This window comes from Pseudonocardia xinjiangensis (assembly GCF_050948425.1).
GTDB classification, from domain to species: domain Bacteria; phylum Actinomycetota; class Actinomycetes; order Mycobacteriales; family Pseudonocardiaceae; genus Pseudonocardia; species Pseudonocardia xinjiangensis.
Genome location: NZ_CP192009.1, coordinates 6988443 through 7002290, shown reverse-complemented (window position 1 = coordinate 7002290; position 13848 = coordinate 6988443). Strand labels below are relative to the sequence as shown.

Annotated in this window: 12 protein-coding genes; all 12 read left to right on the top strand. The window is 70.6% G+C overall.

Going from position 1 to position 13848, the window contains the following annotated elements:
• The 12 genes from ACQPZA_RS33020 (at position 1) to ACQPZA_RS32965 (ending at position 13763) form a co-directional block, all read left to right on the top strand.
• Positions 1-1440 carry a class I adenylate-forming enzyme family protein gene (locus tag ACQPZA_RS33020; RefSeq protein WP_433276009.1) on the top strand — a complete coding sequence of 480 codons (1440 nt, stop codon included), beginning with the start codon at positions 1-3 and terminating at the stop codon, positions 1438-1440.
• Between the two features lies 1 nt (position 1441).
• A complete protein-coding gene (locus ACQPZA_RS33015; RefSeq protein WP_433276007.1) occupies positions 1442-2749 on the top strand; it encodes a nucleotide sugar dehydrogenase in 1308 nt (435 codons plus the stop codon).
• Complete coding sequence (locus ACQPZA_RS33010; RefSeq protein ID WP_433276005.1) at positions 2742-3728, top strand: NAD-dependent epimerase/dehydratase family protein; 987 nt, start codon at positions 2742-2744, stop codon at positions 3726-3728. Before ACQPZA_RS33015 ends, ACQPZA_RS33010 begins: the two co-directional genes overlap by 8 nt.
• Positions 3725-4750, top strand: coding sequence for a glycosyltransferase family 4 protein (locus tag ACQPZA_RS33005; RefSeq protein ID WP_433276003.1), 1026 nt, complete (start codon positions 3725-3727; stop codon positions 4748-4750). The genes ACQPZA_RS33010 and ACQPZA_RS33005 overlap by 4 nt, the downstream gene beginning before the upstream one ends.
• Before the next feature lie 13 nt (positions 4751-4763).
• Entirely contained in the window at positions 4764-5945 is a 1182-nt protein-coding gene (locus ACQPZA_RS33000; RefSeq protein WP_433276001.1) for a DegT/DnrJ/EryC1/StrS family aminotransferase, read from the top strand.
• The gene (locus ACQPZA_RS32995) at positions 5942-7774 is read left to right on the top strand and encodes a beta-galactosidase trimerization domain-containing protein (protein WP_433275999.1); all 1833 of its coding nucleotides are present in this window, start codon (positions 5942-5944) and stop codon (positions 7772-7774) included. Before ACQPZA_RS33000 ends, ACQPZA_RS32995 begins: the two co-directional genes overlap by 4 nt.
• Positions 7771-8853: an alcohol dehydrogenase catalytic domain-containing protein gene (locus ACQPZA_RS32990; RefSeq protein ID WP_433275998.1), complete on the top strand. Its 1083-nt coding sequence runs from the start codon at positions 7771-7773 to the stop codon at positions 8851-8853. The genes ACQPZA_RS32995 and ACQPZA_RS32990 overlap by 4 nt, the downstream gene beginning before the upstream one ends.
• Before the next feature lie 81 nt (positions 8854-8934).
• Positions 8935-9870: a 3-oxoacyl-[acyl-carrier-protein] synthase III C-terminal domain-containing protein gene (locus ACQPZA_RS32985; protein ID WP_433275996.1), complete on the top strand. Its 936-nt coding sequence runs from the start codon at positions 8935-8937 to the stop codon at positions 9868-9870.
• 23 nt (positions 9871-9893) lie between these two features.
• On the top strand, positions 9894-11288 hold the full coding sequence (locus ACQPZA_RS32980) for an ATP-grasp domain-containing protein (RefSeq protein ID WP_433275994.1): 1395 nt from the start codon (positions 9894-9896) through the stop codon (positions 11286-11288).
• Positions 11285-12604 (top strand): type III PLP-dependent enzyme, encoded by a 1320-nt coding sequence (locus ACQPZA_RS32975; protein WP_433275992.1) that lies wholly within the window; start codon positions 11285-11287, stop codon positions 12602-12604. Before ACQPZA_RS32980 ends, ACQPZA_RS32975 begins: the two co-directional genes overlap by 4 nt.
• Entirely contained in the window at positions 12601-12864 is a 264-nt protein-coding gene (locus ACQPZA_RS32970; protein ID WP_169394243.1) for an acyl carrier protein, read from the top strand. Before ACQPZA_RS32975 ends, ACQPZA_RS32970 begins: the two co-directional genes overlap by 4 nt.
• A 5-nt stretch (positions 12865-12869) precedes the next feature.
• The gene (locus ACQPZA_RS32965; protein ID WP_433275990.1) at positions 12870-13763 is read left to right on the top strand and encodes a hypothetical protein; all 894 of its coding nucleotides are present in this window, start codon (positions 12870-12872) and stop codon (positions 13761-13763) included.
• Positions 13764-13848 lie beyond the last annotated feature (85 nt).

Here is a 13848-nt window from a genome sequence, read left to right as displayed (position 1 = left end):
ATGGAACCTTCGCTACTCGACCTGCTCAACCGGCATGCCGAGAGGTCCCCGGACGCAGTGGCGGTGAGCGCCGGCGCGCCGACTGGCTGGGAGTCGGCGACCTGGGCGGAACTGCGCGCCGCCGCGTCGGCGGTGGCCGGGCGGGCCCGCGGGCTCCCGGCCGGTGCCGGACCGGTGGTACTCGTCGTGGACAACAGCATCGCCTGCATCACCGTGCTGCTCGGGCTGGCCATCGCCTCGCGCGAGGTGCTGCTGGTCGAATCGGCCAACTCCTACCTGGCCGACGAACAGTCGGCGGTCTTCCGGGCCGCACCGTCGTGCGTGGTCGGGCCGGAGGGGCTCGCGACAACCGCATCCGGCCGGCTCACCTACCTGGACTTCGGTGACCTCACCGCGGGCCCGTCGGAGGCTCCGGCGCGTGGCGGGTGCGCGTCGATGATCCATCAGCTCACCTCGGGATCCACGGGCGAGCAGCGGATCGTCCGCCACAGCGTGGCCAACGTGGTGCGGGGCGGCCACATCTACCGCGACGTCCACGGACTGACCGGCACCGACACCGTCTTCGTTACGGTTCCGCTCGCGCATTCGTTCGGGCTCATCGGCGGGCTCGCGGCAGCGCTCGTCTCCGGTGCCCGCCTGCTGACCCTCACCCGATTCAACCTCCGGGTCCTGCTGGCGGGCCTGCGCGACGGCGCGACCGTCATGCTCAGCACGCCGCTCGGATACGAGCTCATCGCCTCGGCGAGCAGCGCCGAGCGCCAGGAGAGCAGCCTGCGTCTCGCACTGTCGTCGGGCGGGCCGCTCTCGGAGCGGGTGGCGGCCAAGGCCGCGCACCGGCTGGGCGTCCGCATCCACCAGATATACGGCAGCACCGAGACAGGCCTGGTCGCGTGCACCTACGACCGCGCGGAGCCCTGGCCGGACGGCTCGGTCGGCCGGTTCGGACCCGGCGTCGACTGGCGGATGGCCCCCGACGATGCGACGGCCCACGACGACGCAGGCCGGCTCCTCGTGCGTACCGCGACCATGTTCGACGGCTACCTGGACTCCGGGGCGCCCGACGCAGGCGACGGGTTCTACGACACCGGCGACCTGGTCCGCGTCGACGAGCGGGGCCATCTGTTCGTCGTCGCCCGCAAGAACACCTTCGTCAACGTCGGCGGCCGGAAGATCAACCCGCGACGCATCGAGCGGGTGATCGCCGAACATCGCGAGGTCGCCGAGATCGCCGTCTACGGCGCCGAGTCCGAGGGTGACGAGCAGGAGATCCACGCGGCCGTCGTGCTCACCGGCTCGACCGATGTGGCGGAGCTGCTCAGGTTCTGCCGCTCGCGGCTGATGCCGTACGAGGTGCCGCACCGCGTGCACGTCGTTTCCGAACTGCCGAGGACCGCGCTCGGGAAGGTGTCGGTCCAGCGGCTCATCCGAGAAAGGGCATGACATGACCGAGCCCATGGGCGACTACGTCGCGGTGGTCGGCCTCGGCTACGTCGGGCTGCCGCTGGCGCTGTCGCTGGCGCGGTCCGGCCGTCGAGTGGTCGGCGTGGACGTCGACCCCGAGGTGCGCGCCGCCCTCGCGGCGGGCCGGCCCCGGTTCGTCGAACCCGGACTGACGGAGCTGCTGAACTCGGTGCCGGCGCAACGTTTCACCGTGACCGACCGGTTGCCCGACGTGGCGCCGCGCGCGGTCGTCATCTGCGTCGGTACCGCGATCGACCCGGCCACCGGGCAGCCCGATCTGCGCCACCTCGTCGCGGCCACCGAACACATCGCGGGGCACATGTCGGCGGAGACGCTGGTCGTCGTCCGGAGCACCGTGCCCGTCGGCACCTGCCGGCGCACGCTGCTGCCGCTGCTGCAGGCCCACGTCGACGCTCCGATGCTCGCCATGTGTCCGGAGCGGATCATCCAGGGGCAGGCGCTCCGGGAGATCGAGTCGCTGCCCCAGATCATCGGCGCGCTCGACGACCGGTCGCTCGAACGGACCTGCCGGCTGCTCAAGCCCGTCGCGGCGGACCAGGTGATCGTCTCCTCGCTGGAGGCCGCGGAGATGGTGAAGCTGGTGTGCAACGCGCACACCGATCTCATCTACGGGTTCGGCAACGAGGTCGCGCTGATGTCGTCGGCGCTGGGCATCGACGCGAACGAGGTCATCGCCGGCGCGAACCTCCGCTATCCGCGGCCCGACCTGTCCCGGCCCGGCTTCGTCGGCGGGAGCTGCCTGATCAAGGATCCGTACCTGCTCATGTACTCGGCCGCCGAGGCGGGGTACCGGCCGCCGATGGTGGCGGCGGCGCGCGCGGTCAACGAGCGGGTGCCGGGACATGTCGTCGACGCGGTGCTGAAGGCCCTGGCGGCGCAGGGACGGGCGCCCGCCGACGCGAAGGTCCTCCTCTGCGGCATCGCCTACAAGGGGCATCCGGAGACCGATGACGTGCGCGGCGCGGCTTCGGTGGAGGTGGCGGCGGCACTGCGGGACCGGGTGGCCGTGCTCGCCGGCCACGATTTCGTGGTCGACCCGAGCCGGATCGCACGGACAGGTTGTGAGCCGACGAGCCTGGCCGACGGGTTGACCGACGCCGACGTGCTGATCCTGCTCGTCGACCACCCGCGCTACCGGGAGCTGGACGCCGAGTTCGTGCGGGCGCGGATGCGCAAGCCGGCGATCGTCTTCGACATGTGGGGCCTGCTCGACTCCGAGCTCTCCGGCATGCCCGATGTCGACTACCTGAGGTTGGGCCGTGGCTGAGCGCGTTCTGATCACCGGCGGCGCCGGGTTCGTCGGCCGGCACCTGGCCCGCCGCCTGCTGGACGACGGTGCCGAGGTCGTCGTCCTGGACGACTTCTCCCGCGGTCGCGCCGATGCCGGGCCCGACGAGGGGCAGCGCCGGGCCGACGTGGTCGAGCACGACCTGACCAGGCCGATCCCGCCCGGGCTGCTGCACGGCGACTTCGACACCGTCTACCACCTGGCGGCCGTCGTGGGCGTACGCCGGGCGAACGAGAATCCGAGCCATGTGCTGCGCACGAACGTGCTGGCCACCCTGAATCTCCTCGACTGGTGCCGGCTCACCTCGCCCGCGACGTTGTTCCTCAGTTCCACGAGCGAGGTCGCCGACGGCGCCATGCGGATGGGCCTGGCTCCGTTCCCGTCCCCGGAGGACCTGCCGTTCGTCCTTGCCGAGCCGCGCGCGCCGCGGGGCTCCTACGCACTCGGCAAGATCGTGTCGGAGACCCTCTTCCTACAGTGCGACTCCCGGTTCCGGGTCCGGATCGGCCGGTACCACAACATCTACGGCCCGCAGATGGGCTACTCGCACGTGATCCCCGAGTTCATCGAGCGCGCGCTGTCCGGCGCCGACCCGTTCGCCATCCACGGCGACGCGCAGACCAGGGCGTTCTGCTACATCGACGATGCGGTCGACGCGACGATCGGCCTCGTTCGCCTGGACACCCCCGATCCGGTCGTCGCGAACATCGGGAACGACCGGGAGGAGATCAAGATCCGGGACCTCGCCGACCGGGTACTGGCCCTGGCGAAGGCACGGCCCGAGATCGCCGTGTACGACCCGCCCGCCGGCTCACCCGACCGCCGGCTGCCGGAGCTGTCGGAGCTCAGGCGGCGCATCGGGTACGAGCCGAAGGTCGATCTGGATACCGGCCTGCGCGCGACCTTCGACTGGTACTCGCGCCACCGGCGGACGGATGCCGATCGGGACGGTCGATGAGCGAGGTTCTGATCACCTTCGGCGGCTATCCGTCCGCACCGGCAGGCGCCGAGCGGATGGCGTGGCGGACGGGCGAGTCCCTCGCCCGGCGCGGCCACTCGGTCACCGCGCTCACCGACTCGCGGCCACCGGCCGATCTGGACGGTGAGGTGATGCGGTCCCTCCGGTCCGATCGGGACCTCGCGCGGGACTGGCAGCCCGATGTCGTCCACGCCTACGACCTCGCCAAGCCGGAGTACGTGGCGATGGCGCTCGATGTCGCCCGGCGCGGCGGCGCCCCGTTGGCGCTGACCCCCGCGACCGCGCCGGAACTGTGGCCGGACGCGGAGCTGGGGCGCATCGCGTGCCGCCAGGCCCGGGTCATCTACGTGCTGACCTCGGCGGAGGCGCGGGTGCTGTCCGGACTCGGCGCGGCCCCGGATCGGATCCGCCCGATTCCGCACGCTCCCGACCTGCACGGCTGCCCGGATCCGGCCGGACTCCGCCGTCGGCTGGGGTTGCGCGGGCCCATGGTCGTGTTCGCCGGCCGGCGGATCCCCTCGAAGGGATACGCCGAGCTGCTCCGGGCCGCGCCGCTGGTCTGGCGCACGCTGCCGGCCACGCACCTCGTGTTCCTCGGGCCGAACACCGACCCGGCGGCGGCGGAGACGTTCCGCGCCCACGCGGACCCCCGGATCGTCGACCTCGGCGCGGTGGACGAGCAGACCAAGCACGACGCGATCGCGGCCGCCGACGTGTTGTGCCTGCCGAGCAGCGCCGACGTGTTCCCGCTGGTCTTCCTCGAGGCGTGGGCGTGCGGGAAACCGGTCGTGAGCGGGGACTTCGTGGGAGCGGACAGCGTCGTCGAGCACGGCGTCGACGGCCTGATCGTCGCGCCCCGGCCCGCGGAGATCGCCGAGGCACTCGTCCGCCTGTTGTCCGACGACGAGGTCCGGTCCGCGATGGGGCGGGCCGGGCAGGCCCGCGTCCGGCAGAACTTCACCTGGGACCGCGTGGCCGAGAGCGTGGAGGCCGGTTACTGACATGAAGACCTCGATGTCACAGACGACGACGGTTCCCGAGTGGCGGGTCAACCTCGCGGACAACACCATCGACGACGACGAGATCCAGGCGGTGTCGGACGTTCTGCGCTCGGGGTGGTTGTCGCCGGGACCGCAGACCCGCGCGTTCGAGAGCGAGTTCGCCGACGCGCTCGGATGTCCGGCCGCGGTGGCCGTGAGCAGCGGGACCGCAGCCCTGCATCTGGCGGTCCTCGCCCTCGGCATCGGGCCCGGCGACGAGGTGATCGTGCCGTCGCTCAGTTTCGTGGCCTCGGCCGCGATGGTGGCTCTGCAGGGCGGTACGCCGGTGTTCGCCGACATCCGGTCGGAAACCGATCCGACGATCGATCCCGCCGATGTGCGCAGCCTGATCACCGAGCGGACGAAGGCCATCGTCGCCATGCACTACGGCGGGTATCCGGCCGATCTGGCGGCGCTCGCCGCTCTCGCCGACGAGTACGGCATCGCGTTGATCGAAGACGCCGCCCACGCACCGGTCGTGCGGGCCGCCGGCGCCGTGCTCGGCACGGTCGGGGACCTCGGCTGCTTCAGCTTCTTCGCCACCAAGAACCTCACCACCGGGGAGGGCGGCATGGTGGTGGCGCGCGACCCGGCGCTGCTGGACCGGATCCGCTCCGCCCGGTCGCACTGCCTCTCCTCCTCCACGTGGGACCGGCTGCGCAGCGGCGACGCCGACTACGACGTCTCGGACATCGGTCTCAACTACCGGCCCACCGAGATCGCGTCGGCCATCGGCCGGGTCCAGCTCGGGAAGCTCGCTCGCGATCGCGAGCGTCGCGGGGCGCTCACTGCCGCTTATCGGGAGCGCCTCGCCGCCGTCCCCGGCGTCGTCGCCCCCTTCGCGCACTACGAGGGTGACTCCGCACGGCATCTCATGGCGGTGCTGGTCCCGGACGGGGTCGATCGCACCGACGTGCGGTCGGAGCTGCGGGAACGAGGCATCCAGACGTCGGTGCACTACCGGCCCACCCATCACTTCACGTTCTACCGCGAGAGGTTCGGCCCGGGGCGACACCTGTTGCCGGTCACCGAAGCGGTCGCGCCCCGGCTGTTGTCGCTTCCCCTGCACGCCCTGATGACCGACGACGACGTGGCACTGGTCGTGGACGGCCTCTCCGAGAGCATCAGCCGGTCCTCGGAGAGGTCGCCGTCGTGAGCTTCACCGTCCGTGGCGGCCGGCTGTTCCGGGACGGTCAGCCCTTTCTCGCACAGGGGGTCGACTACCACCCGTCCGGAGCGGGCTGCCGGATCTGGACCGAGTGGGACCCCGAAGCGATCGCTCGGGACTTCGCCGGGATGGCCGGAGCGGGCCTGAACACGGTGCGGTTCTTCGTGTTCTGGCGCGACTTCGAGCCCGAGCCCGGACGTATCGACAAGGAGATGCTCGGGCGCCTGCGCCACGTCGTCGACACCGCCGCCGCAGCGGATCTCGCCTGCGTCGTCTCGGTGTTCACCATCTGGATGAACGGGCAGCTGATCGATCCTGCCTGGCGGCAGGGCAGAAGCCTGTGGCGCGACGGCGACATGCTGGACCTGGAGGAGGAGTTCGCCACGGCGGTGGCCCGCGAGGTGGGCGGGTGCGACAACCTGCTGGCCTTCGATCTGGGCGACGAGATCGGCTGCGTGGACCCGGGCGAGGCGGCGGCGTCGACCCTGGCGGAGGTCGCCGGCTGGCAGACCCGGCTGGCCGCCGTACTGCGGCTCGAGGCGCCGGATGTTCTCGTGATGCAGGCGAACGACGCCTCGGGTGTGCTCGGGCCGTCCCCCTTCGGCGCCGACAACAGTGCGGCACTCGACCTGATCGGCGTCCACGGGTTCCCGGTGTGGGCGCCGGGGTCGATCGAGTCGACGCTCTCGTTCAAGGCGACCAACCTGACAGCGTTCCTGGTGCGGTACGCCTGCGCATACGGCGTCCCCTTCGTGGACGAGCTCGGCAGCTACGGGGTCGACGACGCGACCGCGGCCGCGTACCTGCGGGCGTCCGCCGCCTCGGCCATCGGCAACGGCGCGTCCGGGATCCTCGTCTGGTGCTGGCAGGACATCGCCTCGGAGGCCGAGCCCTATACGGATCGCCCGATGGAACGGTTCGCGGGGCTGCATCGGCTCGACGGTTCGGCCAAGCCGGCGATGCGGGACTACCGCAGAGTCGTCGGTGCCGCACCCGAGCTCGCGGTGCGGCGGCCGCGGCCGTCCGTTGCGGTGTACCTGCCGCAGCGGGTTCGCGCCGCGGGCCGGTCCTACCTGGACAACGGCGTCGCGACGGTGGCGACGTTCTTCTCCTACCTGCTTCTCAAGCGCGCGCACCTCGACTTCGACATCGTCGCCGACGACCTGGCCGGCTACGACCTCGTGGTCTGTCCGTCGGTCGCCCACGTCACGCTCCCCGATCTGCGGAAGCTGCGTGCCGTGTGCGATCGGGGGGCCACCGTCTACTTCTCGCTGGGCGACCATCTCCACGGGTTCCCCGGCGAGCCGCTGGTGGGCGCGGAGATCGTGGACCACTCGCCCCCGAGCGACGGTAAGTCGGCATTCCGCTGGGACTCCGACGAGTGGGCGGTCGACTGGGCGGCGACGCGGACGCGGACCACCACGCTGCGACCCACCACCGCGGAGGTGATCGGCCGCTACCCGGACGGTTCGCCGTGCCTGCTGCAGAACCGGGTGGGCGACGGCCGGTTCCTGTTCACCAATGTGCCGTTCGAGGCACAGCTCGATCGGCCGGAACGGCTGACCGCCGCGCCCTGGGAGCGCTTCTACCGGCGCATCGCCGGTGTCGCGGGGATCGGGCAGGTCGCGGACTGTCCTGATCCGGACGTGGAGATCCTGCCAGCCGACGGTGCCGACGACCGGCGCTTCGTGGTCGTCAACCACGCCGCGACGCCGAGCGATACGGAGATCAGCTGGTCCGGCGGGACCGTCCGGGTCGAACTGGCGGCCAAGGACTGGACGATCGTGCACGTGCCTCCGGATCGGGAGGACCGATGAAGGGCGTCGTCTTCCAGGGCCCGCGCCGGGTGACGGTCGAGGCGGAGCTCCCGGTGCCGCGGGTACTGCATCCCCGCGACGCCGTGGTCCGGGTCACCCGGACGGCGATCTGCGGATCGGACCTCCACCCCTACCGGGGGGAGATGCCCGGCTTCGCGCCGGGGACCGTGCTCGGGCACGAGTTCGCGGGCGTCGTCGTGGAGTCCGGCGCGGATGTCCCGTTCGCCGTGGAGGACCGGGTGTTCGCCTCGTACCTGGTGGCGTGCGGGCGGTGCGCGAGGTGCGCGCGCGGCTGGCACTACCACTGTGAGTACGCCAGCATCTTCGGCTACTCCACCGTGGTCGGGCCGCCGGTCGCCGGTGGCCAGGCGGAGTACGTCCGCGTCCCGTTCGCCGATGTCGTTCTGGCGCGTTCGCCGGACGACCTGACCGACGAGCAGGTGCTGTTCGCCGGCGATGTTCTCACCACCGCGTACGCCGCGGTGGTCGACGCGGACATCGGCTCCGGCGATGTGGTCGGGGTGGTCGGTGCCGGGCCGGTCGGGTTGCTCGGAGCCATGTGCGCATCGGCGCTCGGGGCTGCCGAGGTGATCGTGTCCGACCCGGATCCGGTCAGACGGGCCCAGGCAGCGTCGCTGGGGATGCATGCGGTGCCCCCCGGCGAGCTGCGCGACAGCTTGGACAAGGCGTCCGACGGGTGGGGCGCCGGCGTGGTGCTCGAGGCCGTCGGCACCGACGCCGCGCTGGCGTCCGCTCTGCGCAGCGCCGGGCCGCGGGCCACGGTTGTCGCGGTGGGTGCGCACAGCGCGGAGGCCATGCCCTTTCCGAGCGGCCTCGCCTTCACCCGCGAGCTCACCGTCCGGTTCATCGTCGGCGACCCGATCCGGCATCGCGCCGAGGCCCTGCGGTTGGTCCGGTCCGGCCTCGTCGACCCCGCCCGGCTCATCTCGCACCGGTTGCCGCTCTCCGACGCGCGGCGAGGTTACGAGCTGTTCGACCGCCGGGAGGCGTTCAAGGTCGTCCTGACGGCCGACGGTGCCGCGGATCGTCCAGGTATGGCCGTTCGATCGGGCCGATAGCGCGATCGTTAGATCCTTACCGAATGCGTCGGGTTCGGCGATATTCCAGTCAGCGGAAACAATGGAGAGGTGGCGCGCGCGATGACGTACCTGGAGGCCGTGGCAACGTATCTGCCGCCGGAGAGCGTGCCCATCGACAAGGCCCTTGCGGGCCTGGACATCAGCGAATCGCAGATCCGGCTCTTCCAGCGCTTCTACGGGTTCTCCCGCATCCGGCGGGAGCCGACCGCCCGGCTGGCCGACCAGATGCTGTCGACCGCCGCGGGACTCACGGCGCTGCGTGGGCGGGAAAAGGATGTGCGCTATGTCGTGCAGGCACTCACCCTGCCCGTCTCCGCGCCCTATCCGAGCAATCCGGTGCACGACGTGCGCAGGGCGCTCGGGCTCGACCACGCCGTCACGTTCTGCCTGACCCAGCATGCCTGTGCGACCGGCCTGCTCGCCGTCGACGTGTGCGGCAAGCTCCTCGCCGCCGACGGCGACCCGAACGCCCTGGCGCTGATCTTCACCGGGGAGAAGGCCTACACCGCCTACTCGCAGCAGTTCATCATCGACACCGCCGTGATGGGCGAGGGGATGGCCGCGATCCTGGTTCGCCAGGGCGGTGACCGCGACGAGGTGATCTCCTACGTGACCCGCACGCACGGGCAGTTCAACCAGGCACCGTGGCTGACCCACGAACAGGCCAGGGAGTTCGACCAGCTGTATCCCGAAGCCCTCGCCGAGGTGATGCTGGCCGCGGTGGAGCAAGCGGACCTCACCTTGGACGACATCACGTTCGTACTTCCGCATCACGTCAACCACAATTCGTGGAAGCGGCTGTCGAAGCGTATCGGATTTCCGATGAGCCGGATCTTCCTCGAAAACCTCCCGGAAGTCGGGCACTGCTTCTGTGCAGATCCTTTCATCAACTACCGCACCGTGTCCGGAACCGGCCGCCTGCGCCGCGGTGACTACTACATGATGGTGTCGGTCGGCCTCGGTGCGACATTCTCCGCGATGGTCTTCCGGCACTGACGAGAATTCTGGGAGGGAGGGCCATGCGGGTACTGCCTGACAACTTCAACGCCAGACTGAAGTCGGCCGTGGTGGGTACGGTGGACGCGAGCCTGGTGTTTCTGGGGAACTTCGAGGTCGAGGGCCGGTGGGCGATCGGCGAGCTCGGGCTGCGCGGCGTCGCCTTCGAGTCCGGCCGGGCCGTGGTCAACCGGATGGACGAGTTCGCCCTGCTGCTCGCCACCGAGGCCGACCACGTGGTCCTCAAGCAGGAACCCGACGCCGGCTACCTGGCCTACCTGGCCGACCTCGGGCTGGAACTGCCGCGGATCATCACCCCCGGCGGCCAGGACCCGCACCGCGTGGTCACCGAGGACGCCCTGGCCGATCCCGCGACGGTCGCCCGCCTGGCCCAGCTGGCGGACGAGGGCTGCTGGTTGTCCCCGCACGGGGTGTCGACCTTGGAGGAGGAGCTCGCGCAGCGATCCGGCCTGCGGCTGGCCGCACCCGGCGCGGCGATCTGCAAGGCGGTCAACAGCAAGGTCTACAGCAGGCACCTGGCCGATGAGCTCGGTCTGCGCCAGGCACCGGGATGGGCCTGCGACACCCTGGCAGAGCTGGACGAGGCCGTCACGGGTGCCCGCGCCCTGCTCGCCGGGGAGCGGAAGGTCGTGGTCAAGGACGCGTTCGGGGTCTCGGGCAAGGGCATCGCCGTGATCGAGACCGAGGACCGCCTCGCTCGGCTGCACCGGATGGTCGCCCGCAGGGCGGGCGGCGCCGAACAGCAGCGGGTCGGCCTGGTGGTGGAGGAGTGGGTCGCCAAGGACGCCGACCTCAACTACCAGTTCACGGTGGGCCGCGACGGCGCGGTCCACCTCGACTTCGTCAAGCAGGCGTTGACCGACGGCGGAGTGCACAAGGGGCACCGGTTTCCGGTCTCGCTCACCCCGGCACAGCTGGACGAACTGCACGAGGCCGCGGAGCGGATCGGGAAGCGGCTCGCGGACGACGGCTACTTCGGCGTGGTCGGGGTGGACGCGATGGTCGATCCGGACGGCGGCCTGTTCCCGCTGGTCGAGATCAACGCGCGCAACAACATGTCCACCTACCAGGCACTGGTCCAGGCGACCTTCGCCGGCGCCGGAAAGGTCGCGCTCGCCAGGCACTACGTGCTCCGGCTGCGGACCGAACTGGCCTTCGACGAGCTGCGCAGGCTGCTGGACGGCGTGCTGCTCGACCGCGACACCGGACACGGCCTGCTGGTCAACAACTTCGCCACGGTCAACGCGGCCGGTGCGGTGCGGGGCGCCGCGACCGAGCGGTCGTTCGACGGGCGGCTGTACGGAATGGTCGTGGCCCGGTCGGCCGCCGAGCTGACGGCCCTGGACGACGAGATCACGGCCCGCCTCGCGGCCGTGCAGGGAGGCGGTGGCGGATGACCGAGCTCGAGATACAGGGCATACCCGTCTCGGAGCTGGCGCGGGACTACGGCACACCCCTGTTCGTCTACGACGGCGATGTTCTCGCCGGCCAGTACGACGGGCTGCGCCGGCTCCTGCATCCGAAGCTGGAGATCTTCTTCTCGCTCAAGGCCAACCCGAACGTCTCCGTGTGTGCGCTGCTGCGGTCCAGGGGCGCGCGGGCGGAGGTGTCGTCCGCGGCGGAGCTCGTCACCGCGATCCGCGCCGGAGTTCTGCCGCGGGACATCGTCTTCGTCGGCCCGGGCAAGAGCGCCGACGAGCTGGCCGCCTGCCTGGACGAGGACATCTTCGCCATCGTCTGCGAGTCGCCGGGCGAACTGGAGCTGATCGACCAGCTCGCGCGCCTGCGCGGCACGGTCGCGCGCGTGGCGCTGCGGATCAACCCTGCGTTCGCCGTCAAGGGCTCCGGCCTGACCATGGGCGGCAAGCCCCGGCAGTTCGGCATCGACGAGGCGCAGCTCGACGAGCTCGGGAACGTGGCGCAGCGCTTCCCGGGTGTCCGGTTGATGGGCGTGCACGTGTACATGGGCACGCGCATCCTCGCCGAGGACGTCGTCATCGAGAACACCCGACGCATACTCGAGCTGGCTCGACGGGTGTCGGCCCGGCTGGAGTTCGAGCTGGAGCTGGTCGACATCGGCGGTGGCCTCGGAGTGGCGTACTTCGACGGCGAGCGCGACATCGATCCCTCGGTGCTGGCGGCGGGCCTCGAGCCGGTCATCGCGGAGTTCGCCGCGGCCAGTCCCCTGACCAGGCTCGTGATGGAGCTCGGCCGGTACCTCACCGCGCTTGCCGGCACGTATGTGGTGCGGGTCCGGTATGTGAAGACCTCGCTGGGGCAGCAGTTCGCGATCACGGACGGCGGTACCCACCACCACATGGCCGCGGTCGGTATCGGTTCGTTCGTGAAGCGGAACTTCCCGATGCGGCTGCTCGACCGGGCGGAGGAACCGACCGAGCGCTGGACCGTGACCGGGCCGTTGTGCACTCCCAACGACACCCTGGCCAAGGACGTGGCCCTGCCCCCGGTACGGCCCGGTGACCTGCTGGGTGTGCTGCGATCCGGCGCCTACGGCCCGACCGCCTCACCCGTGCTGTTCCTCGGCCACGGCGCCCCGGCGGAGGTCCTGGTCCATGGTGGTCGGCCCCATCTGGTCCGGGACCGGGACCGCGCCGAGGATCTGCTGCGGCAACAGCATCTGCACGACTTCTCGGCGATCGACAGTGCCGAGTCGTCCGACCGATTCCGCCAACCGAAGGAACTGAAACGATGAACCAGGCCGTGAACCAGGCCGCGATCAGCGACAAGGTCGTCGCCACCATTGCCGCCATGGTCGAGGTCTCGCCCGACCGGCTGGAGTGGGACACGCGACTGTTCGACGATCTGGGGCTCGACTCGACGAGCGCGCTGGAACTGCTGATGCGGATCGAGGACGAAACAGGAATCGAGTTCGACGACGACACCCTCGAGCAGCAGCATTTCGAGACCGTCGGTTCACTCGTCGGGTATGCCCTCGATCAGCTGAAAGGATAGGCGACATGTACCCCGCACCGTCCGCCGCGCCCCCGGTTGCCGGCACGCCGACCTTGCGGCTGGCACGCATCGAGCGGCGGCTGTTCGGCCGTGGTGAGCCCTACAGCGCTGAGTTCGTCAGCTACTTCGCGGATCTGGCCGGACAGTTCGAGAAGCCCTTTCACGAAGAGTACTTCACGGCCGCGGCGCCGAACTCGTTCACCGATATGGTCACCGCGATCCTGCCCACGGCGGCGCAGCCGGGCGAAGCCTTCGACCTCGCGCTCATCGCACATTCCACGCCGGACTCCAGGCCCACGCGGCCTGCCTGCTACCTGTCGGACGTGCTCGCGGGAAACCCCTTGTCCTTCGCGTTGTCCGAGCAGGGTGTCACCGCGCCGTTCACCGCGATCCGGATCGCCGGTGAGTACGCGAGGGACGCAGCGTTCCGCCGGGCGATGGTGATCTCTCTGGATCAGAGCTTCCTGTGGAACGGCGCCGAGGACCGGTTGCCGGAGGGCACGCGGATGCCGGGTCGCGATTCGGCGGTCGCGGTGGTGCTGGCACCCGACGGTGCGCTCGGTCCGATGGCGGTCCGGAACGTCGCCGACGTGGCGGCCGGTGACGTGCGCCGGCTGGCGGCCGAGCAGTTGCGGGGTCTCGCCGCGTCCGGAACGCCGATGACGACGATCGCCGGAATCGGCGTCGATCCCGAACTCGCCGAGGATTTCCCGATCCGGTGGGCGCCTGCAGATCTGCCCTGCACCGGGGTGTGGTCGGAACTCGCCGGCGGCCTCGAGCAGTGGACCGGGACGGGCCAGCGGGTGGTTCTGGTCGATTACGACCCGGTGTTACGGTACCTGTCGATCTGTACGGTTGATGTGCCCCGGGTGGAGGCGGAACTGTTGGCACGGGCGTGACAGCTGATGCGGCAGCATCATGCCGTCAGCAGGTCTCGACCAGCCGGGATATAAGCACGGTCAAGCACCGTCATCGCCTGTTAAA

Excerpts from the sequence above, each read along its gene's own strand:
- ACQPZA_RS33020 (WP_433276009.1), top strand. The coding sequence starts at position 1 with ATGGAACCTTCGCTACTCGACCTGCTCAACCGGCATGCCGAGAGGTCC.
- ACQPZA_RS33015 (WP_433276007.1), top strand. The coding sequence starts at position 1,442 with ATGACCGAGCCCATGGGCGACTACGTCGCGGTGGTCGGCCTCGGCTAC.
- ACQPZA_RS33005 (WP_433276003.1), top strand. The coding sequence starts at position 3,725 with ATGAGCGAGGTTCTGATCACCTTCGGCGGCTATCCGTCCGCACCGGCA.
- ACQPZA_RS33000 (WP_433276001.1), top strand. The coding sequence starts at position 4,764 with ATGTCACAGACGACGACGGTTCCCGAGTGGCGGGTCAACCTCGCGGAC.
- ACQPZA_RS32990 (WP_433275998.1), top strand. The coding sequence starts at position 7,771 with ATGAAGGGCGTCGTCTTCCAGGGCCCGCGCCGGGTGACGGTCGAGGCG.
- ACQPZA_RS32985 (WP_433275996.1), top strand. The coding sequence starts at position 8,935 with ATGACGTACCTGGAGGCCGTGGCAACGTATCTGCCGCCGGAGAGCGTG.
- ACQPZA_RS32980 (WP_433275994.1), top strand. The coding sequence starts at position 9,894 with ATGCGGGTACTGCCTGACAACTTCAACGCCAGACTGAAGTCGGCCGTG.
- ACQPZA_RS32975 (WP_433275992.1), top strand. The coding sequence starts at position 11,285 with ATGACCGAGCTCGAGATACAGGGCATACCCGTCTCGGAGCTGGCGCGG.
- ACQPZA_RS32970 (WP_169394243.1), top strand. The coding sequence starts at position 12,601 with ATGAACCAGGCCGTGAACCAGGCCGCGATCAGCGACAAGGTCGTCGCC.
- ACQPZA_RS32965 (WP_433275990.1), top strand. The coding sequence starts at position 12,870 with ATGTACCCCGCACCGTCCGCCGCGCCCCCGGTTGCCGGCACGCCGACC.